We start from the raw sequence: 19,426 nt of genomic DNA, 5'->3' as shown, positions 1-19,426 counted from the left end.
CGCGCCTCAGGCCTCTTCCGACCACTGCACGCCCTCGCGCGCCATGAACGCCGACGAGGCCGCCGGCCCCCATGTGCCCGCCGTATAGGGCCGCGGGCCTTCGTCCTGGGCGCGCCATGCCTCCAGGATCGGGTCGACCCAGGTCCATGCGGCCTGCAGCTCGTCGCGCCGCACGAACAGCGCCAGCCGTCCGCGGATGACATCGAGCAGCAGGCGCTCGTAGGCCTCGGCGCGGCGCGTGGTGAAGGCCGAGTCGAGGTTCAGCGCCAGGCTCAGCGGCTTGAGCTTCATGCCCTCGCCCGGCTGCTTCACCATCAGCGTCAGCCGCACCGATTCTTCCGGCTGCAGCCGGATCACCATGCGGTTGGGCTGCAGCGTGCTGCCCGGGTCGAAGATCGAATGCGGCACCTCGGCAAAGTGGATCACTACCTCGGTCACGCGCTCCTGCATGCGCTTGCCGGTGCGCAGGTAGAACGGCACCTTATTCCAGCGCCAGGTGCCAAGCTCGGCCCGCATCGCGACAAAGGTCTCGGTGCGGCTGTCGGGCGGAATCCCCTCTTCCTGCAGGTAGCCGCGCACCAGTTCGCCGCCGATGGCGCCGGCGGTGTACTGGCCGCGCACGGTGTTGCGTCGTACGTCCTCGGGCGACATCGGCCGCAGCGAGCGCAGCACCTTGAGCTTTTCATCGCGCACCGCGTCGGAGTTGAGCGATGCCGGCGGTTCCATCGCCAGGATGCTGACCAGCTGCAGCAGGTGGTTCTGCACCATGTCGCGCATGGCGCCGGCTTCGTCGTAGAAGCCGCCGCGCGTGCCCACGCCCACGGTTTCGGCCACCGTGATCTGCACGCTGCGCACGAACGGCGTGCGCCACAGCGGCTCGAAGATCGAATTGCCGAAGCGCAGCGCCATCAGGTTCTGCACCGTCTCCTTGCCGAGGTAGTGGTCGATCCGGTAGGTGCGGTCCTCGCTGAAGTAGCGGCTGACCACCTCGCCGATATCGATGGCCGAAGCCAGGTCCACGCCCAGCGGTTTTTCCAGCACCAGCCGGGTATCGTCGGCAATCAGGCCATAGCTGGCGAGGTTGTCGCAGGTGGCGGCGAACAGCCCCGGCGGCATCGCCATGTAGTAGATCCGCTGCGCATCGCTGCGCAGCTGCGCAGCCAGCGCGGGATAGTCTGCCGCCTGCGCGGCATCGAGATGGACGAAGTCCAGCCGCTGCAGGAAGGCCTGCCATTTGGCAGGTTCGACATAGCGCGCATCGACAAATGGTTGTGCGCTTTCGTCGGCAAAATTGACAAAGGCCTCGCGGTCCCAGCGGTGCCGGCCCACGCCGATGATGCGGGTGCCATCGGGCAGGTTGCCGTCGCGGTGGCACATGTAGAGCGAGGGCAGCAGCTTGCGCGCCGACAGGTCGCCGGCGCCGCCGAAGATGACGAGGTCGAGCGGCCGGGCGTCGGCAGTGCCGAAGGCAGAGACGGTGCGGGTGGTTGGCATGACGGGCTCCTTGCGTGCCGATGGGCGGATGAGGTTGGCCGGGGGCGGGGCAGGCCGGCGTTGTTTGCGTTGTTCGGGCAGTCTGCCGGATCAGCATGTCTCGGTCACGTTGCGCAGCGATTGCGGCTGGCCGGCAAGCACAGCGGCAAACGCCATCGGAGCATCCGCATCATCCGTGCCACCGAACGCGGCCGGTGCAACCGGTCGGGGCACCCGACTCTTGTCCGGTCCAGCGTTACGATGAACGGTTCGCGTCAACGACGATACCGGTGCGAGCCACTTTAACGACGATGTATTGAACTGGTACTCAACGAGGGGGCGCCGCGGCGATATCACGGCCAAGCCGGAAACGAAAGTTCGGTTCCCCACAGAAGAGCGCAAACAGTAGGGTTCCGCCCACACAGTGCACTGCGGCAATGCAGGCCGGGCATGCCCACGCTATGCAGTACCAATTGACGGATACCGTGCGCATGGCATGTGCGTCACCCTCTGCACACGATTCCCCGCAGGGCGATTAAATGTCCTAAAGTGGTATCGCCGACATCAGGCGCTGGTAGCTATGAGGAGTCGCATGGATCAAAGGCTGCAGGCCCTGCGGCCCGACGAGGCGGACGCCACGCCGATCTACCTGCAGGTGGCGCGCAAGCTCACCGCCGCCATCCAGGCAGGGCAATGGCGGGCGGGCGATGCGCTGCCGTCGGAACGCACGCTGGTGGATTCGCTGGGGATTTCGCGTGTCACCGCGCGGCACGCGCTGCAGGTGCTGGCCGAGGAAGGCACCATCACGCGCAACCGCGGCGCGGGCACCTTTATCGCCCCCCGCGCCGAGCCCAGGCCGGCGCGGCTGGACAACTTCAGCGAGCTGGCGCGCCGGCGCGGCATGACGCCGGCGAGCGAACTGGTAGGGTTCGAGCGCCGCCGCGCCACCGCGCAGGAAAGCGCGGAACTGGCCCTGGCCGAGGGCGACGAGATCGTCAGGCTGACGCGGCTGCGCAAGGCTGACGGACAGATCTTCTGGATGGATGTGACCACGCTGGCGCTGGCCGTGGTGCCCGACGCCAGCGCCATCGGCGAATCGCTCTACGCCTACCTGGAGCGGATCGGCAAGCCGGTGCTGCGCGTCACCGAGACGCTGCGCGCGGTCGTCGCCACGGCGGAACTGGCCGCGCGCCTGGGCATCGAGCCGGGCGAGCCGCTGCTGCATATCCGCCGCACCGGCTACACCCATGGCGACAAGCCGGTCGAACTGACCGACGCGTACTGCCTGAACGACTTCTACGAACTGAAGCAATAGCGCCCGGCGGCGCCGGCCACCGGTGGTTCCACCGGCGGCGGGGGCGGGTCGTCCTCGGGCGACAGCGGCACATCGGGCGGCACGCCCGGCGGCGCGGGCTCTTCCACCGGGGGCACGGTATGGCGCGGCTGCAGGCGCGCTCCGGCGAACGGGTTCAGCGAGGCAGGCATGCGGGGACTCCGTGACGGGGTTTCCTCCTCATTGAAGCAAACCCCGACCGCGCGCGCCAGTGCGGTTGCCGCGCCGGTCAGGCCTGCTGGCGGCGTACGAAGAACAGCGCCGCGCCCACCGCCATCAGCACGCTGCCGAAAAACCGGTTCTGCCACAGCACCGCGCGGGCATTGCGGAACAGCCCCTGCATGCGCGACGCCAGCAGCGCGTAGCCATGCATCACCACCAGGTCGACGCCGCACATGGTGGCCGCCAGGATTGCCAGCTGCGGCGCCAGCGGCCGGTTCGGGTCGATGAACTGCGGCAGCACCGCGACCATGAAGATGATGCCCTTGGGGTTGGTCACATTGGTCAGCAAGCCCGTGGCAAAGCGCCGGCGCCGGCTCATCACGGCCACGCGCGCGGGGCCGCCGTCCTGCGCGGCGTCCGCTTCCACGCGGGCACGCCATTGCTGGATGCCGAGATAGATCAGGTACAGCGCGCCGATGGTCTTGACCACCATGAAGGCCTGCTCCGAGGCCAGCAGCAGCGCGCCCAGCCCGCCGCCGGCCACCAGCAGCACGATCACCAGCCCGGCCTGCAGGCCGAAGATGGTGGTGGTGGTCCTGCGCAACCCGTACGACAGGCCATGGCTCATCGACAGCACCGCGCCCGATCCCGGCGACACGGCGATCACCCAGCATGCGGCGAAATAGGCCAACCAGACTTCCCAACGCATTTCGATTCTCCTTTGACTGCAACCATGCCGGGGCGGCGCATCGCCTCGCCGGGCATCTGTACTTCGCTGAGGCGCCGCGGCGCCTCAGAGCGGGTGGAACCCGCCCAGGAACTGCTCCACCTGCTCGGCCTGGCGCGCGTCGCGGGCGGCCTCGCCGGATTCCAGCACCACCGCCTGGAAGGCGCGCGTGCCCACCGCCACCAGACGCGCGCTGAGCCGGCGCGGCGACTGGTCCTGCGGCGACACGCCGCTGGCCTGCAGCTCCAGTCCGGCCAGCGGGCGGCCGGGCCGGTCCGCGCTCATGATGGTGACCGGCCGCGTGCGCGGCTCGCCGGAGAGCGTGCCCAGGTTGGCCAGCAGGCCGGCCTGCATCGCCGCCAGGGCCTCGCGCCGCAGCGCCTCGTCGTCGGCGGGCAGGGTCACCACGCCCACGGCGAAGAGAGTGTCGTCGATGCGCGCGGCCTCCATCGTCATCGGCAGCTTGCGCCCCGCAATGGTCACGTCGCGCGCGGCGCTGGTGGGCTTGCCGGGATAGAGCGCGGCGTAGCCGCCCTCGCCCGACTGGATGGTGCGCCAGTCATAGCGCGGCGAACAGGCGCACAAGGCCAGCGCGAGCAGCGCGGCACAGCATGTCAGGGACCAGCGGGGCGCGGCAGCGGGGCTCAGCGGGGGCGGCACGGGACGCATGGGAAACGGGGCGGAAGCACGGGCTCGGGACGGCGCGCGCGGGCGCGATCGCCGGCGCGCGGAAACCGGTATTATCCCGGAAGCGGCGCGCCAGTGCTTGCCGCGCCGCTTGTCCCACCCGTGCCGCCCCGCGAACCGCCATGCCTGCCTCCCACCTCGCCCGAATTGCCGCCGCCCGCTCTCGCCAGCACTGGCTGGCCGCGGGCGCGCTGCTGGCCGCCATGGCGGCCATGACCGGCGCGTCCGGCGTGTCCGGCGCCCGCACGCCTCACCTGCCGCCGGCCACTGACCTCGCCGCCCACGGCGCCGACGCCGCGCGCCGCGGCGAGCCGCTGGTGGTGCTGGTGTCGATGCCGGGCTGCAGCTATTGCGACGCGGTGCGCCGTAACTACCTGGGCCCGCAGGCTGCCGCCGGCGAGATCGCCGTGCGCGAGCTCGACATGACCGCCGACACGCCGCTGCGCGATGCCGACGGCAGCCAGACCACCGCGCGCGCCTGGGCTCGCGCGCACCAGGTCAGGGTGGCGCCGACGGTGCTGTTCCTGGACCGACAGGGCCGCGCCGCCGCCAGCCCGCTGCGCGGCATGCAGCCCGACTTCTACGGCGCCTACCTGGAACAGGCGCTGGCGCAGGCGCGCGCCGCCGTCGCCGCGCGCAAGTGACGGAAGGGTTCCAGCGCATGGCCGCAAGGCGGTACCGCACAGCGCGCGAACGCCTGCCGCATTAGAATGTCCCACTGCTGACCGGCCCTGCCCGGTCCCTCTGCACTAACGAAGCGGCTCCAGCCGGATTCCCATGACCACTACCCCCGCCTCCAAGACCTCCCGCAAGCCCTGGCCCATCGTCGCCGCCGTGGTGGTGCTGGCGCTGCTGGGCTGGTTCGGCTACCGCGCGCTGTCGCCGTCCGGTACCGCGCCGGCCGCCACCTTCACGCTGCTGTCCGGCGAAAAGGTCAACACCGCCGACCTCAAGGGCAAGGTCTACATGGTCAACTTCTGGGCCACCAGCTGCGCCACCTGCATCAAGGAGATGCCGGACATGGTCAAGACCTACGAACAGTTCAAGGGCAAGGGTCTGGAATTCGTCGCGGTGGCGATGAACTACGATCCGCCCATGTACGTGATGAACTTCGCCCAGACCCGCGGGCTGCCGTTCAAGGTGGCGATGGACAGCGACGGCAGCGCGGCCAAGGCCTTCGGCAATGTGGGCCTGACCCCGACCACCTTCGTGATCGACAAGGAAGGCCGCATCCTGAAACGCTATGTCGGCGAGCCCGAATGGGACGCGCTGCACAAGCTGCTCGACGGCGCGCTGGCCAAGTCGGCCGCATAACGCCCCGGTCCGGCGCTGCAAACAGACGATAAAAGGTGCTCATCGAGCACCTTTTTTTCTTTCCTGCCGCGATCCTGCGCGCGGCGGGTTGCGCGGGCGGGCTGTATGGATATACAGTTGGCGCCAGTCTTTTCCGAGCCCTTCCGCCCCGCCCGCCCGTGACCCTGGACCTTGCCCCCGCCGCCGCAGCCGTAGCAGCCGAAGCCACCGCATCTGACGCCGAAGCGCTCCCCCCCTACCTGTCCCGGCTCAACCCGGAGCAGCGCGCCGCGGTCGAGCACGGCAGCGAGGCGCCGCTGCTGATCATCGCCGGTGCCGGCTCGGGCAAGACCAATACGCTGGCGCACCGGGTCGCGCACCTGGTGCTGGGCGGCGCCGATCCGCGCCGCATCCTGCTGCTGACGTTCTCGCGCCGCGCCGCCGCCGAGATGGGCCGGCGCGTCGAGCGCATCGTCGACCAGGCGCTCGGCACCAGCACCGGCGCGGGGCGCGCCGCGCTGCAGTGGTCCGGCACCTTCCACGCCCTCGGCGCGCGGCTGCTGCGCGAATATGCCGAGACCCTGGGCCTGTCGCCGGCCTTCACCATCAGCGACCGCGGCGATTCCGCCGACCTGATGCACGTGGTGCGCCACGACCTGGGCCTGTCCGAGACCACCAGCCGCTTCCCCAAGAAGGAAACTTGCCTGTCCATCTATTCGCGCGTGGTCAACACCCAGGCGCCGCTGGAAGACGTGCTCAGGCAGCAGTTTCCGCGCTACGCCATGTGGGCCGACGCACTGCGCACGCTGTTCGCCGGCTACGTCGAGGCCAAGCAGAAGCAACACGTGCTCGATTACGACGACCTGCTGCTGTACTGGGCGCAGGCGATGGCCGAGCCCGCCATCGCGCAGGACATGGGGGCGCGCTTCGACCATATCCTGGTCGACGAATACCAGGACACCAACGCGCTGCAGGCGTCGATCCTGCTGGCACTGCGGCCCGATGGCCGCGGCCTGACCGTGGTCGGCGACGACGCGCAGTCGATCTACGCCTTCCGCGGTGCCACCGTGCGCAATATCCTCGATTTCCCCGCGCAGTTCACGCCGCCGGCGCAGCAGGTCACGCTGTCGCAGAACTACCGCTCGACGCAGCCGATCCTGCAGGCCGCCAACGCGGTGATCGGGCTCGCCGCCGAGCGCTATACCAAGGACCTGTGGTCCGAGCGCCAGTCGGCCGAGAAACCGGGCGTGATCGTGGTCAACGACGAGGCCGACCAGGCCCGCTACGTGGTCGAGCAGGTGCTGGCGCGGCGCGAGGCCGGCCTGGCGCTGATGGCGCAGGCGGTGCTGTTCCGCGCCGCCGATCACAGCGCGCAGCTGGAGATCGAGCTGGCGCGGCGCAATATCCCGTTCGTGAAGTTCGGCGGCCTCAAGTTCCTGGAATCGACCCACGTCAAGGACGTGCTGGCGCTGGTGCGCTGGCTGGAGAACCCGCGCGACCGCATGGCGGGCTTCCGCACGCTGCAACTGCTGCCCGGCATCGGCCCCAAGACCGCGGCGCGCGTGCTCGATGCCATGGCGCTGGCGACCGAGCCGCTGTTCTCGCTGCAGGAATTCGAACCGCCTCCAGCCGCCGCGCCCGCGTGGGCCGACCTGCTGGGGCTGGCACGCGCGCTGATGTCGCCGACCTCGCCGTGGCCGTCGGAATTCGAGCAGGTGCTGGCCTGGTACACGCCGCACCTCGAACGCCTGCACGACGATGCCCCCGCGCGCCAGGCCGACCTGCAGCAGCTGGAGCGCATCGCCGCCACCTACGGCGCGCGCGAGCGCTTCCTGACCGAGCTGACGCTGGACCCGCCCAGCGCCTCCAGCGATGAATCCGGCGTGCCATCACGCGACGAGGACTACCTGATCCTGTCGACCATCCATTCGGCCAAGGGCCAGGAGTGGAAGGCGGTGTACGTGCTGAATGCCGTCGACGGCTGCATGCCGAGCGACCTGGCCACGGGCACCACCGAAGAGATCGAGGAAGAGCGACGGCTGCTGTATGTGGCGATGACGCGGGCCAAGGACCACCTCGATGTCGTCGTGCCGCAGCGGTTCTATGTGCATCAGCAGGTGGGCTTCGGCGACCGGCATGTGTATGCGTCGCGCACGCGGTTCTTGCCGAACAAGGTGATGCCAAACTTCTACAGCCGTTCGTGGCCGCCGCCGCCGATGCCTGGGGAAGGCGCGGTGAAGCCGGCGCTGGCGCCGGTGGACCTGGCGAGCCGGATGCGGAATATGTGGCGTTGAGGCTCGCGTCAAAGCTTGCGCGCCTGCCGGTTCGCTCCTCTCCCGCGAAGCGGCAGAGGGCAGAAAACAAGCGGCCGGCCAGCGCCACGACCGCTCATGGATCCAGCCTTACCCCACCTTCTCCAGCAGCAACCCCTTCAGGTATTCCCCTTCCGGGAACGCCGCCAGCATCGGATGATCGGTTCCCGCCGACAGCCTGCGCAGGATGCGCGCATCCGCCCGTGCATCGGTCACCGCGCCGGCGACGATCTTCTGGAACAGCTCCATGCTGATCGCCCCGGAGCACGAGTACGTGAACAGCAGCCCGCCCGGGCGCAGCAGCTGCATGCCGACCAGGTTGATTTCCTTGTAGGCGCGCGCGGCGCGGTCGATATGCTGTGCCGACGGCGCGAACTTGGGCGGGTCCAGCACGATCAGGTCGAACTGGCGGCCCTCGGCGCGGAATTCGCGCAGCATCTTGAACACGTCGGCGTCGAGCCAGGTCGCGCGTTCCGGATCGAAGCCGTTCAGCGTCACGTTGCCCGCGGCAATCTTCAGCGCCTCGCCCGACGAATCGATCGACGTCACCGATTTCGCCCCGCCGCGCAGCGCGGCCAGCGAGAAGCCGCCGGTATAGCAGAAGCAGTTCAGCACCTCGCGCCCGTCGGCGAGATCGCCCACCAGCTTGCGGTTGTCGCGCTGGTCGACATAGAAGCCGGTCTTGTGGCCGTTGCGCACGTCGACGTAATAGCGCACGCCGTGCTCGGTCACCGACAGCGCCGGGTCGGGCTCGGCGCCGGCGAGCACGCCGGTCACCAGCTCCAGCCCCTCGCGCTGGCGCACCGCGGCGTCGGAGCGCTCATAGACGTTGGGACAGCCGGTCTCCTTGACCAGCGCCTGCACGATCGCGGTCTTCCAGTGCTCGACCCCGGCGGAATTGAACTGGCATACCAGCTGGCCCGAGGCGCCGTTGCCGTAGTAGTCGACGATCAGGCCGGGCAACCGGTCCGATTCGCCGAAGATCAGCCGCACCGCGTCGCTGTCTTGCACCCACTGGCGCCGGTAGGCAATGGCCGCGGCCACGCGGCGCTTGAACAGGGCGTGGTCGACCGGCTCGTTCTCGTCGAAGGTCCACACGCGCGCGCGGATCTGCGATTCGGGGCTGTAGGCCGCCTTGGCCAGGAAGCGGCCGTCGGCGGCGCGCACGATCACGGTGGCGCCCGGCTCGCAGCGGCCTTCGGTGGTGGCAATGCCGGTGGCATAGATCCACGGGTGGCGGCGCAGCAGGGATTTTTCCTTGCCGGGTTTCAGGGTGATGGTGTTCATGTCGGTATGGGAAGAAGCTATGCCATGCCCCACGCGCTTAGCACGCTGCGGGAGTGGCTCCCCTCTCCCGCTTGCGGGAGAGGGGTTGGGGGTGAGGGCGGGGGTGTCAACGAAGTGACGCGCGTCGATATTGCCAGCGCCTGCCCTCTCCCCCGGCCCCTCTCCCGCGCGCGGGAGAGGGGAGCAAACAGAGCGGGAAAGGAACGCCAGCGCCTTACAGCACCACCTTCACCATCGGATGCGAAGTCAGCGCCCGGTACAGGTCATCGAGCTGCTCGCGGCTGGTGACCCATACCGTCACGGTCAGGCCCAGGTAGTTACCCTTGCTCGACGGGCGCATTTCCATCTTGCCGGCGTGGAAGTCCGGATCGAACTCCTGCACCAGCGCGACGATGGCTTCGGCAAAGCCGTCCTGCATCGCGCCCATCACCTTGATCGGGAAGTGGCTCGGGTATTCGATCAGCGATTGCTCCGGCGGAATATCGCCGGGCTTGTTGCCGCTGCCTTGGTTGTCGGTCGTCATTTCGGATTCTCCGGCGCGAGGCCGGCGCGCCGCGGGACGCACCGGCTCGCGCGCATTCAGCTCACTTGCGCTTGAACCACAGGCGGATGGTGTCCCACAGGCGGCCGAAGAAGCCGGCCTCGGGCACTTCTTCCAGCGCCACCACCGGGAATTCGGCCACCTTGTTGGTGCCGTCCATCAGCTTGACCATGCCCACCTGCTGCCCCGCCGAGATCGGCGCGATCAGCAGTTCCTGGCGCTCCAGCACCGGCTTCAGGCGCCCGCCGGTACCCTTGGGCACGGTGACGAAGGTTTCGTTCGGCACGCCGATCTTGACCGTGCCGCTCTTGCCCTTGTAGATGTCCGGCGTGGCCAGCACCTGGCCCTTGTCGTACAGGCGCAGCGTGTCGAAGAACTGGAAGCCGTAGTTGAGGATCTTCAGGCTTTCCTGGGTGCGCACCTGTTCGGTGGTGGTGCCGATCACGATCGAGATCAGGCGGCGCGAGCCGTCCGGCACGTTGGCCAGCGGCCGCTTGGCCGACGAGATCAGGCAATAGCCGGCGGACTTGGTGTGGCCGGTCTTGACGCCGTCGACGGTCGAGTCGATGTACAGCAGGCGGTTGCGGTTGGGCTGCCTGATCTTGTTATAGGTGAACTCCTTCTGCGAGTACATGCTGTAGTACTCGGGGAAGTCCTTGATCAGGCGCGTGGTCAGCGTCGCCAGGTCCACCGCGGTGGTGTAGTGGTTGGGGTCGGGGATGCCGTCGGTATTGGTGAAGTGGGTGTTCTTCATGCCCATGCGCTGGGCCTCGCGGTTCATCATCGCGACGAAGCCCTCTTCCGAGCCGCCGACGGCCTCGGCCAGCGCCAGCGCGGCGTCGTTGCCCGACTGCACGATCAGGCCCAGCAGCAGGTCCTGCACCGTGACCGGCTTGTTGGGCTCGATGAACATGCGCGACTCGTCGCTTTTAACCTTGAGCACCAGGTTGGTCGGCACCACCGCCTGGTCCAGCGTCAGGCGCTTCTCCTTGAGTGCCTCGAACGCCAGGTAGGCGGTCATCAGCTTGGTCAGCGAGGCCGGCTCGATGCGCGCATCGGCGTTCTGCGACGCCAGGGCCTGGCCACTGGTGACGTCATACAGCATCCACGACTTGGCTGCGACCTGCGGCATCGGCACGCCCTGCGCCAGCACGGCGGCGGGCGCGGCGGCCAGCACGACGGCGGCGGCGATGGCAGCGGGAGCAAAGGCGGAGCAAAGGCGTGTCGTGGCTCTATTCAGCATGTTTCTGTTTTCCGACAGTAAGAAGGTGGCGCGGGAAGGTTCCGAACTGGCGGCGTGCCGGCCTTACCGGTCCCACGCATTGACGACGAGCTGCTTGATCAGGTGCAGCTTGCGGTGAAAGAAATGGTCGGCGCCGGGGATCACGATCACCGGCAGCTCTTGCGGGCGGGCCCAGTCGAACACGCTGGCCAGCGGCACGGTGTCGTCCTGTTCGCCGTGGATCACGATGGTGTCGGCCGGCACCTGGGCCACTTCCCAGCGGCTGGCGGCGGTGCCCACCAGCACCAGGCGCTGCACGGGCGTGCCGGCCTCGGCCAGGCGGCGCGCCACATGGGTGCTGACGAAGCTGCCGAACGAGAACCCGCCCAGCGCCAGCGGCAGCGTCGCGGCCTGCGCCGACCACGCGGTCTGCTGGCGCATCCAGGCCACCACGGCGAGCAGGTCGTCCTGTTCGCCGATGCCGTTGTCATGCTCGCCGGCGGTCGCGCCGACGCCGCGGAAGTTGGGGCGCACGGTGGCATAGCCGAGCTGCACGAAAGCACGTGCCAGCGTCTGCGCGACCTTGTTGTCCTTGGTGCCGCCGAACAGCGGATGCGGGTGCGCCACCAGCGCCAGGCCGCGCAGCGGGACCTCCGGCAGGTTCTGCGGCAGGTCTACCGAGAGCTCGATCGCACCGGCGGGACCGGCGATGGAAAGTACCTGGGTGTGCGCGTTCATGATGGGCGGTCAGGGTGGCGGTCAAGCAAGCGCCCGGCGCAAAGCCCGGGCAAAAATGAAAAAACCGTCCGGCTGGCGGGCGGCGGGGCATGGCATTGGCGACAGTGGAACAGGGGTAAAGCAACAAGCCGGCATAGGCCGGCTTCGGTTCGTTCAGTGCGCCGCCATCAGCGGTCCACCATCAGCCGCTCGACCGGCTTGCCCTTGAGCAGGTGGCTGTCGATGATTTCATCGATGTCATGCTCGTCGACATAGGTGTACCAGATGGCCTCGGGGTAGACCACCAGCACCGGGCCGAGTTCACAGCGGTTCAGGCAGCCCGCCTTGTTGATGCGCACGCGGCCTTCGCCGCCGGCGATGCCCAGTTCCTTGCAGCGCTTCTTGGCGTATTCCTGCATGGCCTTGGCGTTGTAGTTGGCGCAGCAGTTCTCGCCGGCCTCGCGCTGGTTCAGGCAGAAAAAGACGTGGTGCTGGTAGTAGCTGCGCATGCGTACGGTGTGAAGACGGCCCCGGACGGCGGCACGGCCCGGACGGGATTGAACGGAAGCTTGGAATTATACGGCGTTGCGAGGGCGCGGCCGCGATCTGCGGCAGCTTTGCGCACAGCGCCATGCACCCCGGGCCGCTGCCGGGTGGCGCCTCGCGCACCCCATGCCGACCCGCCATTCCGGATCGCCGGAGCCGCCCCGTCCGGGATTCCGGAATCCCGGAGGCCCGGCGCGCGCCCGCCGCCTGCCTTTCCTTGTGAATCAACCAGTTAGCAATACCGGTTGGACTGGCATGCCGGTTGCGAATTCCCGCCCCTGAACGCGCCGCAAGCGTGACGGCGCGCGCCCGCGCGGACCCGCCCGGGTACGGTCAACACCGAGGACGACATCATGAGGAAACCCTTCTACAAGATCCTGTACGTGCAGGTCCTGTTCGCCATCTGCATCGGCATCCTGCTCGGCCACTTCTGGCCCGACACCGGCGTCGCCATGAAGCCGCTGGGCGATGGCTTCATCAAGCTGATCAAGATGATCATCGGCCCGATCATCTTCTGTACCGTGGTCACCGGCATCGCCGGCATGAGCGACATGAAGAAGGTCGGCCGCGTCGGCGGCAAGGCGCTGCTGTACTTCGAGGTGGTGTCGACCTTCGCGCTGCTGATCGGGCTGGGCGCCGCGCACCTGCTCAAGCCAGGGGTGGGCTTCAACATCGACCCGGCCACGCTCGACACCAAGGCCATCGCCCAGTACGTGTCGAAGGCGCACGGCCAGAGCACGGTCGAGTTCCTGATGCACATCATCCCCGACACCGTGTTCAGCGCCTTCGCCAACGGCGACATCCTGCAGATCCTGCTGGTGTCGCTGTTCTTCGGCGCCGCGCTGGCGGTGCTGGGCGAGCGCGCCCGCATCGTGGTGCAACTGATCGAGCAGGTCTCGAAGGTGTTCTTCCACATCGTCCACGTGATCACCAAGGTGGCCCCGATCGGCGCCTTCGGCGCGATGGCGTTCACCATCGGCAAGTACGGTCTGGGCTCGCTGGTGCCGCTGCTCAAGCTGATCGGCACCTTCTACTTCACCGCCATCGTGTTCGTGCTGGTGGTGCTGGGCACGATCGCGCGCATGACCGGCTTCAGCATCGTGCGCTTTATCTCGTACATCAAGGAAGAACTGCTGATCGTGCTGGGCACCAGCTCGTCCGAGGCGGCGCTGCCGCACATGATGGAAAAGCTGGAGAAACTGGGCTGCTCCAAGTCGGTGGTGGGCCTGGTGGTGCCGACCGGCTACTCGTTCAACCTGGATGGCACCAACATCTACATGACCATGGCGGTGATCTTCATCGCGCAGGCCACCGGCATCGAACTGACGCTGATGCAGCAGCTGACCATCCTGGCGGTGGCGATGATCACCTCCAAGGGCGCCAGCGGCGTGACCGGCTCGGGCTTCATCACGCTGGCGGCGACGCTGGCGGTGGTGCCGACCATCCCGGTGGCGGGCATGGTGCTGATCCTGGGCATCGACCGCTTCATGAGCGAGTGCCGCGCGCTGACCAACATCATCGGCAACGGCGTGGCCACGGTGGTGGTGTCGGCGTGGGAACGCGAGCTGGACCGCAAGCGCCTGGCGCGCGTGCTGCAGCACGGCGCCGGCGACGATGCCGATACGCTTGGCGAAGCCGGCCAGCGCGCCGCCTGAAACGACCGCGCCTGCGGCCGCGCGCCAGCGGGTATCATCGGCGCGACACCCCTCGCGCGCGCCGATGCCCCACTCCGACGACTTTCTCGCCGTGCATGATCCCGCCGCCACCCGGCCGGTGCACGCGCCGGCGGCCGGCAGCGGGCGCTGGTGGGGCTTTGCCGTCGCGCTGGCCGCGGGCCTGCTGCTGCTGTGCGCGCTGACCTGGCTGGTCTCGGTCCAGCGCGGCCTGGCCAGCCTGCAGCAAGGCACCGCGACGCGCGCCGACCGCTACGCCGCCACGCTCGAAAGCACGCTCGACCGCTACGAGTTCCTGCCCGCGCTGGTATCGCTCCATCCCTTCGTGCGCGGGCTGCTCGCCGCCCCCGACGACGCGCAGCGCGTCGCCGCCGCCAACCAGTACCTGGCCGAGGTCAACCGGCGCGCGCATGCGTCGGCGACCTATGTGATCGCGGCCAACGGCATCGCGCTGGCGGCCAGCAACCACGGCCAGCCCGGCAGCTTCGTCGGCACCGACTACCGCTTCCGCCCCTACTTCCAGACCGCCGCGGGCGGCAAGATGGGGCGCTTCTACGCCATCGGCATCACCAGCGACGAACCCGGCTACTACATCGCGCAGCCGATCGAGGCCGGTGGCAAGGTCATCGGCGTGACCGTGGTCAAGCTCAACCTGGAGTGGTTCCAGCGCGCCGGCAGCGGCGCCGAACCGCTGATGGTCAGCGACGACCACGGCGTGATCTTCCTGTCGTCGGTGTCGGCATGGCAGTACCGCACGCTGCGCCCGCTGCCGCCGGCGCTGCGCGCGGAAATCGAGCAGACCCGCCAGTACCACGGGCGCGCGGTGACGCCGCTGCCGCTGGAACCGCTGGCGTCGCCGGTCACGCGCTGGCTGGCCGATACCACGCTGGCGCACGGCGCGCGCCTGGTGCGGGTGCGCGACGAGGCCACGGCCGGGCGCACCACCTTCGCGCCGGACGGCGCCGAACGCGCCGACCGCTACCTGGAGCTGAACCGCACCGTGGGCCCCGCCGGCTGGACCATGCAGGTGATGGCGCCGCTGGACCCGGTGCTGGCCAACGCGCGCAACGCCACCGTGGCCGCGGCGCTGGCCTATGCCTGCATCTGCCTGCTGCTGGTCAACTGGCGCCAGCGCCGCCAGCGCGCGCGCGACATGCAGTACAGCCGCCGTTTGCTGGAAGCCGCCTACGACCAGCTGGAGCGCCGCGTCGAGGCCCGCACCGCCGACCTGATGGCGATCAACGAGAAGCTGGAAGACGAAGTGGCCGAGCGCACCCGCGCCGAAAGCGAGCTGCGCGCGGCGCAGGACGAGCTGGTGCAGGCCAGCAAGCTGGCCGCGCTGGGACAGATGGCGGCCGGCATCACGCATGAGCTGAACCAGCCGCTGGCGGCGCTGCGCACGTTCTCGGACAACACCCGCGTGCTGCTGGCGCGCGGCCAGCTGGACGCGGCCGAGGGCAACCTGACGGCGATTGCCGACCTGACCGAACGCATGGGCAAGATCACCGGCCAGCTCAAGCTGTTTGCCGGCAAGGCGCGTCCGGTGCAGCGGCCGGTGGCGCTGCGCGCGGCCGTCGACCACGTGCTGGCGCTGCTGGCGCCGCGGCTGGGCGCGGTCACGATCGACCTTGCCGGCCTGGATGCCGTGCCGGGCCTCTGCGTGCGCGCTGACGAGCTCAAGCTGGAGCAGGTGCTGCTGAATCTGATCGGCAATGCGCTCGATGCCATCGCCGCGGCCGCGCCGGCGCAGGGCCGCATCGAGCTGGAAGTGCAGGCCGGCGAGCATGCCGTCACCATCGTCGTGCGCGACAACGGCACCGGCATCGCGCCGGAAGCCCTGCCGCGCCTGTTCGAACCCTTTTTCACCACCAAGGAAACCGGCCAGGGACTGGGCCTGGGGCTGGCGATCTCATCGTCGATCGTGCGCGAGTTCGGCGGCCAGCTCAGCGTCGCCAACGTCCCCGGCGGCGGCGCGCAGTTTACGCTGGTGCTGGCGCGCGCGCCCGCCATCGATCCCGCGCCATCGGTTTCCGCGTCACCATGAGTACTGCCATGCAAGACGGTCTGCGTGTCCTGTTTGTCGAAGACGAGCCGCTGGTGCGGCAGGCCACCGCGCAAAGCCTGGAACTGGCCGGCTTCCGCGTGCTGGCGCTGCCGTCGGCCGAGGCCGCGATCCCGCACCTGCACGGCGCCTTTGCCGGCGTTGTCGTGACCGACGTGCGCCTGCCCGGCGCCAGCGGGCTGGACCTGCTGCAGCACTGCCGCAACGCCGCGCCCGGCGTGCCGGTCATCCTGGTGACCGGCCACGGCGACATCACCATGGCGGTGCAGGCGATGCGCGAAGGCGCCTATGACTTCATCGAGAAGCCGTTCGGCGCCGATCGCCTCACCGACACCGTGCGCCGCGCGCTCGAACGGCGCGCGCTGGAACTGGAAAACCAGGCGCTGCGCCGCGAACTGGCCGGGCCGGCCGCCGGCACGCGCATCATCGGCCGCTCGCCCGCGATCGGGCAGGTGCGCGCGCTGGTAGCCAATGTCGCGCCCACCGACGTGCCGGTGATGATCAACGGCGAGACCGGCACCGGCAAGGAACTGGTCGCGCGCAGCCTGCACGCGCTGTCCGCGCGCGCCGAGGGTCCCTTTATCGCGCTGAACTGCGGCGCGGTGCCCGAGGCCATCTTCGAGAGCGAGATGTTCGGGCACGAAGCCGGCGCCTTCACCGGCGCGGGCAAGCGCCGCATCGGCAAGCTCGAGCACGCCTCCGGCGGCACGCTCTTCCTCGACGAGATCGAAAGCATGCCGCTGGCGCTGCAGGTCAAGCTGCTGCGCGTGCTGCAGGAAGGCTCGCTGGAGCGGCTGGGCTCGAACGCGTCGGTGAAGATCGACGTGCGCATCGTCGCGGCGGCCAAGGGCGACATGGACGCGCTGGTGGCGCAAGGCACCTTCCGCGAAGACCTGTATTACCGGCTCAATGTCGTCACCATCGCGCTGCCGCCGCTGCGCGAGCGGCGCGAGGACATCGTGCCGCTGTTCGAGCATTTCTCGCTGGTTTCGGCGGTGCGCTACCAGCGGCCCGCGCCGATCCTGTCCGAGGCCCAGCGCCAGGCGCTGGCCCAGCGCCCGTGGCCGGGCAACGTGCGCGAGTTGCGCAACGCCGCCGACCGCATGGTGCTGGGCGTGCCCGAGGGCGGCCAGGCGGGCGGGCAGGCGGCCGGCCCCGACGAGAGCGCGCCGCTGCGCGAGCGCATGGAGCACTTCGAGCGCGCCGTGATCGCCGACGCGCTGGCGCGCACCGGCGGCGCGGTCAGCCAGGCCGCCGACCTGCTGCAGGTGGGCAAGGCCACGCTCTACGACAAGATCAAGCGCTACGGGCTGTGATGTCATGCGCGGTTCATCGCGCTGCCACGGCGCCGTCACATTGGCGGCCTATCCTTCGTGTGCGGCTGCGGCATTGGCAGGTGCCCGCCGTGTGTATCAGTCTTCGTGGTAATTGATGGCCCCGCGCATGCGGGGCATTTTTTTTGCCGCATCGGCGCCGCCGCGCCGCTTCACACCCGCCACACATTGCCCTCACCCCGGCTGGCCAGACTGGAGCCCTTCGCTATCCGGAAACCGCCATGCCCTCCTTCGACTACGACCTCGTCATCGCCGGCGCCAGCTTTGCCGGCGCCGCCTGCGCCCTGGCCGCCGCGCGCGCGGGCCTGCGCGTGCTGGTGCTGGAACGCAAGACCGATCCGGGCGACAAGCTCCACACCACCGGCATCCTGGTCAAGGAAGCGATCGAGCAGACCTGGCTGGGCCAGGCGCCGGCCGATTGCGTGCATCGCGTCGAGCAGGTGAAGCTGTACTCGCCGCGGCTGCGCAGCCTGAACCTGAGCGCACCCGGCTATTACTTCCACACCACCGACACGCCGCGCCTGATGCGCTGGCTGGCCGCCGAACTGGTGCGCCACCGAGTCGAGCTGCGGCTGGGCCAGGCCTTCGTCGGCGCGGTGCCGCGCCACGGCGGCTGGCATGTCACCGGTGTGGGCCTCGCGCGCTATCTGGTTGGCGCCGATGGCGCGCAGTCGCGCGTGGCGCAATGTGCCGGGCTGGGGCGCGTGCACAGCGTTTTGTATGGCGTGGAGTACGAGTTCCCGGGACTGGCGCTGCCAGAGCCCGGCGCGCTGCACTGCTTCATCACGCGCCGCTTCGCGCCCGGCTATATCGGCTGGATCGCGCAGAACCCCACCGGCGTGCAGGCCGGGCTGGCGCTGCGCTACCTGCCGCGGCGCGGCCGCGCACCGGACCTGGACGGCCTGCTGGCGCATGTGCGCGAGCGCGCCGGCCTGCCGCAGCTGACGCAGCCGGCCGCGACGCGCGCCGGGCTGATCCCGTGCGGCGGCCCGGTGTCGCCGCTGGCGCGCGACGGCGTGATCCTGACCGGCGACGCCGCGGGTATCGTGTCGCCGCTTACTGCGGGCGGCATCCACTATGCCTTTGCCCACGGCGAGTCGGTCGGCCACGCGGTGGCCGCGCACCTGCTGCGCGGCGGGCCGGCACCGGAAGCCGTGGCCAGCGCCAGCGCACCGCGCTTTCGCGCCAAGCGCGCGCTGCGCTGGATGTTCGAGCGCTTCCAGTGCGACTGGCCGTTCGACCTGATGCTGTATTCGCCGCCGCTGCGCCGGGCCGCGGAGCAGGTCTATTTCCACCGGCGCGGCGCGGAACCGGCACCGCCGGCGCGGGCGGCGGCCAGCGCCTGAACGGCTAAAATGCCTGGCATGGAACAACCGCGCATCCTGGTGGTGGAAGACGAGCAGGCCATCGCCGACACCATCCTCTATGCCCTGCGCACCGACGGCATGCTGGCCGAGCACTGCACGGTGGGCGGCGACGCGCTCGCGTGCCTGCGCGCCGCGCGGGCCGACCTGGTGATCCTGGACGTGGGGCTGCCGGACCTGAGCGGCTTCGAGGTCTGCCGCACGCTGCGCACCTTCAGCGATGCGCCGGTGATCTTCCTGACCGCGCGCCACGAAGAGATCGACCGCATCGTCGGACTGGAGATCGGCGCCGACGACTACGTGGTCAAGCCGTTCTCGCCGCGCGAACTGGCCGCGCGCGTGCGCGCCATCCTGCGCCGGGCCCGCGGCGGCGCCACGGCAAAACCCGGCGAGGCGGCCGGCTTCACCCACGACCAGGACGGCGCCCGCCTGGCCTACCACGGCCACTGGCTGGCGCTGACGCGCTACGAATACCTGCTGCTGGCCTGGCTGGTGGCGCATCCGGGCCGCATCTACTCGCGCGCGCAGCTGATGGACGGGGTGTGGGCGGGCGCGCTCGACACCAGCGACCGCACCGTCGACACCCATATCAAGACCCTGCGCGCCAAGCTGCGCGAGGTGTCCGCCGAGGGCGCCGAGCGCATCCGGACCCATCGCGGCATGGGCTATTCGCTGGGGCCCTGAGCGCGCGCC

The 19,426-nt window shown here is 69.4% G+C and carries 18 protein-coding genes; 9 read left to right on the top strand and 9 right to left on the bottom strand.

Features of this window, described 5'->3' with window-relative positions:
- Positions 1 to 6 precede the first annotated feature (6 nt).
- Positions 7 to 1,494, bottom strand: a complete 1,488-nt coding sequence (zwf, locus tag GA0116996_RS03705) for a glucose-6-phosphate dehydrogenase (protein ID WP_092307433.1) — start codon at positions 1,492 to 1,494, stop codon at positions 7 to 9.
- Positions 1,495 to 2,065: 571 nt separating this feature from the next.
- Here zwf and GA0116996_RS03700 point away from each other — a divergent pair.
- Positions 2,066 to 2,788 (top strand): GntR family transcriptional regulator, encoded by a 723-nt coding sequence (locus tag GA0116996_RS03700; RefSeq protein WP_092307431.1) that lies wholly within the window; start codon positions 2,066 to 2,068, stop codon positions 2,786 to 2,788.
- Here the strand turns inward: GA0116996_RS03700 and GA0116996_RS03695 are convergent.
- The 3 genes from GA0116996_RS03695 to GA0116996_RS03685 form a co-directional block, all read right to left on the bottom strand.
- Complete coding sequence (locus tag GA0116996_RS03695; protein ID WP_092307429.1) at positions 2,770 to 2,958, bottom strand: hypothetical protein; 189 nt, start codon at positions 2,956 to 2,958, stop codon at positions 2,770 to 2,772. The genes GA0116996_RS03700 and GA0116996_RS03695 overlap by 19 nt on opposite strands.
- A gap of 77 nt (positions 2,959 to 3,035) precedes the next feature.
- On the bottom strand, positions 3,036 to 3,677 hold the full coding sequence (locus GA0116996_RS03690; protein ID WP_092307427.1) for a LysE family transporter: 642 nt from the start codon (positions 3,675 to 3,677) through the stop codon (positions 3,036 to 3,038).
- Positions 3,678 to 3,761: 84 nt separating this feature from the next.
- Positions 3,762 to 4,364 (bottom strand): hypothetical protein, encoded by a 603-nt coding sequence (locus GA0116996_RS03685; RefSeq protein ID WP_092307425.1) that lies wholly within the window; start codon positions 4,362 to 4,364, stop codon positions 3,762 to 3,764.
- Between the two features lie 140 nt (positions 4,365 to 4,504).
- Here GA0116996_RS03685 and GA0116996_RS03680 point away from each other — a divergent pair, with 140 nt between their 5' ends.
- From GA0116996_RS03680 to GA0116996_RS03670, 3 genes are all read left to right on the top strand, one after another.
- Positions 4,505 to 5,026: a thioredoxin fold domain-containing protein gene (locus GA0116996_RS03680; protein WP_092307424.1), complete on the top strand. Its 522-nt coding sequence runs from the start codon at positions 4,505 to 4,507 to the stop codon at positions 5,024 to 5,026.
- A gap of 133 nt (positions 5,027 to 5,159) precedes the next feature.
- Positions 5,160 to 5,696: a TlpA disulfide reductase family protein gene (locus tag GA0116996_RS03675; protein ID WP_092307422.1), complete on the top strand. Its 537-nt coding sequence runs from the start codon at positions 5,160 to 5,162 to the stop codon at positions 5,694 to 5,696.
- Between the two features lie 158 nt (positions 5,697 to 5,854).
- Positions 5,855 to 7,969 carry an ATP-dependent helicase gene (locus GA0116996_RS03670; RefSeq protein WP_092307420.1) on the top strand — a complete coding sequence of 705 codons (2,115 nt, stop codon included), beginning with the start codon at positions 5,855 to 5,857 and terminating at the stop codon, positions 7,967 to 7,969.
- A 108-nt stretch (positions 7,970 to 8,077) separates the two neighbouring features.
- On the opposite strand, the gene GA0116996_RS03665 is transcribed toward GA0116996_RS03670, so the two are convergent.
- The 5 genes from GA0116996_RS03665 to GA0116996_RS03645 all read right to left on the bottom strand — a co-directional run bounded on the left by GA0116996_RS03665 (position 8,078) and on the right by GA0116996_RS03645 (position 12,263).
- Positions 8,078 to 9,274 carry a class I SAM-dependent rRNA methyltransferase gene (locus GA0116996_RS03665; protein WP_092307418.1) on the bottom strand — a complete coding sequence of 399 codons (1,197 nt, stop codon included), beginning with the start codon at positions 9,272 to 9,274 and terminating at the stop codon, positions 8,078 to 8,080.
- Positions 9,275 to 9,488: 214 nt separating this feature from the next.
- Entirely contained in the window at positions 9,489 to 9,797 is a 309-nt protein-coding gene (locus GA0116996_RS03660; protein WP_012351583.1) for a YbeD family protein, read from the bottom strand.
- A 61-nt stretch (positions 9,798 to 9,858) separates the two neighbouring features.
- Positions 9,859 to 11,058, bottom strand: a complete 1,200-nt coding sequence (locus GA0116996_RS03655) for a D-alanyl-D-alanine carboxypeptidase family protein (protein ID WP_092307416.1) — start codon at positions 11,056 to 11,058, stop codon at positions 9,859 to 9,861.
- A 63-nt stretch (positions 11,059 to 11,121) separates the two neighbouring features.
- On the bottom strand, positions 11,122 to 11,775 hold the full coding sequence (locus tag GA0116996_RS03650) for an alpha/beta hydrolase (protein WP_092307414.1): 654 nt from the start codon (positions 11,773 to 11,775) through the stop codon (positions 11,122 to 11,124).
- Positions 11,776 to 11,942: 167 nt separating this feature from the next.
- Entirely contained in the window at positions 11,943 to 12,263 is a 321-nt protein-coding gene (locus tag GA0116996_RS03645; RefSeq protein ID WP_012351580.1) for a (2Fe-2S) ferredoxin domain-containing protein, read from the bottom strand.
- Between the two features lie 390 nt (positions 12,264 to 12,653).
- Here GA0116996_RS03645 and GA0116996_RS03640 point away from each other — a divergent pair, with 390 nt between their 5' ends.
- From GA0116996_RS03640 to creB, 5 genes are all read left to right on the top strand, one after another.
- Positions 12,654 to 13,955: a dicarboxylate/amino acid:cation symporter gene (locus GA0116996_RS03640; protein WP_092307412.1), complete on the top strand. Its 1,302-nt coding sequence runs from the start codon at positions 12,654 to 12,656 to the stop codon at positions 13,953 to 13,955.
- A 64-nt stretch (positions 13,956 to 14,019) separates the two neighbouring features.
- Positions 14,020 to 16,017, top strand: a complete 1,998-nt coding sequence (locus tag GA0116996_RS03635; RefSeq protein ID WP_092308367.1) for a sensor histidine kinase — start codon at positions 14,020 to 14,022, stop codon at positions 16,015 to 16,017.
- A gap of 8 nt (positions 16,018 to 16,025) precedes the next feature.
- A complete protein-coding gene (locus GA0116996_RS03630) occupies positions 16,026 to 17,351 on the top strand; it encodes a sigma-54-dependent transcriptional regulator (protein ID WP_092307410.1) in 1,326 nt (441 codons plus the stop codon).
- A 239-nt stretch (positions 17,352 to 17,590) separates the two neighbouring features.
- A complete protein-coding gene (locus tag GA0116996_RS03625; protein ID WP_092307408.1) occupies positions 17,591 to 18,715 on the top strand; it encodes an NAD(P)/FAD-dependent oxidoreductase in 1,125 nt (374 codons plus the stop codon).
- 9 nt (positions 18,716 to 18,724) lie between these two features.
- Entirely contained in the window at positions 18,725 to 19,417 is a 693-nt protein-coding gene (gene creB / locus GA0116996_RS03620; RefSeq protein WP_279615824.1) for a two-component system response regulator CreB, read from the top strand.
- The last annotated feature ends 9 nt before the right edge of the window (positions 19,418 to 19,426 follow it).

Origin of the sequence: Cupriavidus alkaliphilus (assembly GCF_900094595.1) — a bacterium.
Lineage (GTDB): Bacteria > Pseudomonadota > Gammaproteobacteria > Burkholderiales > Burkholderiaceae > Cupriavidus > Cupriavidus alkaliphilus.
This window is presented reverse-complemented; position numbering and strand designations above follow the sequence as displayed.

Excerpts from the sequence above, each read along its gene's own strand:
- GA0116996_RS03675 (WP_092307422.1), top strand. The coding sequence starts at position 5,160 with ATGACCACTACCCCCGCCTCCAAGACCTCCCGCAAGCCCTGGCCCATC.
- GA0116996_RS03625 (WP_092307408.1), top strand. The coding sequence starts at position 17,591 with ATGCCCTCCTTCGACTACGACCTCGTCATCGCCGGCGCCAGCTTTGCC.
- GA0116996_RS03635 (WP_092308367.1), top strand. The coding sequence starts at position 14,020 with ATGCCCCACTCCGACGACTTTCTCGCCGTGCATGATCCCGCCGCCACC.
- GA0116996_RS03645 (WP_012351580.1), bottom strand. The coding sequence starts at position 12,263 with ATGCGCAGCTACTACCAGCACCACGTCTTTTTCTGCCTGAACCAGCGC.
- zwf (WP_092307433.1), bottom strand. The coding sequence starts at position 1,494 with ATGCCAACCACCCGCACCGTCTCTGCCTTCGGCACTGCCGACGCCCGG.
- GA0116996_RS03685 (WP_092307425.1), bottom strand. The coding sequence starts at position 4,364 with ATGCGTCCCGTGCCGCCCCCGCTGAGCCCCGCTGCCGCGCCCCGCTGG.
- GA0116996_RS03650 (WP_092307414.1), bottom strand. The coding sequence starts at position 11,775 with ATGAACGCGCACACCCAGGTACTTTCCATCGCCGGTCCCGCCGGTGCG.
- GA0116996_RS03640 (WP_092307412.1), top strand. The coding sequence starts at position 12,654 with ATGAGGAAACCCTTCTACAAGATCCTGTACGTGCAGGTCCTGTTCGCC.
- GA0116996_RS03680 (WP_092307424.1), top strand. The coding sequence starts at position 4,505 with ATGCCTGCCTCCCACCTCGCCCGAATTGCCGCCGCCCGCTCTCGCCAG.
- GA0116996_RS03630 (WP_092307410.1), top strand. The coding sequence starts at position 16,026 with ATGCAAGACGGTCTGCGTGTCCTGTTTGTCGAAGACGAGCCGCTGGTG.
- GA0116996_RS03695 (WP_092307429.1), bottom strand. The coding sequence starts at position 2,958 with ATGCCTGCCTCGCTGAACCCGTTCGCCGGAGCGCGCCTGCAGCCGCGC.
- creB (WP_279615824.1), top strand. The coding sequence starts at position 18,725 with ATGCCTGGCATGGAACAACCGCGCATCCTGGTGGTGGAAGACGAGCAG.
- GA0116996_RS03690 (WP_092307427.1), bottom strand. The coding sequence starts at position 3,677 with ATGCGTTGGGAAGTCTGGTTGGCCTATTTCGCCGCATGCTGGGTGATC.
- GA0116996_RS03700 (WP_092307431.1), top strand. The coding sequence starts at position 2,066 with ATGGATCAAAGGCTGCAGGCCCTGCGGCCCGACGAGGCGGACGCCACG.
- GA0116996_RS03665 (WP_092307418.1), bottom strand. The coding sequence starts at position 9,274 with ATGAACACCATCACCCTGAAACCCGGCAAGGAAAAATCCCTGCTGCGC.
- GA0116996_RS03660 (WP_012351583.1), bottom strand. The coding sequence starts at position 9,797 with ATGACGACCGACAACCAAGGCAGCGGCAACAAGCCCGGCGATATTCCG.
- GA0116996_RS03655 (WP_092307416.1), bottom strand. The coding sequence starts at position 11,058 with ATGCTGAATAGAGCCACGACACGCCTTTGCTCCGCCTTTGCTCCCGCT.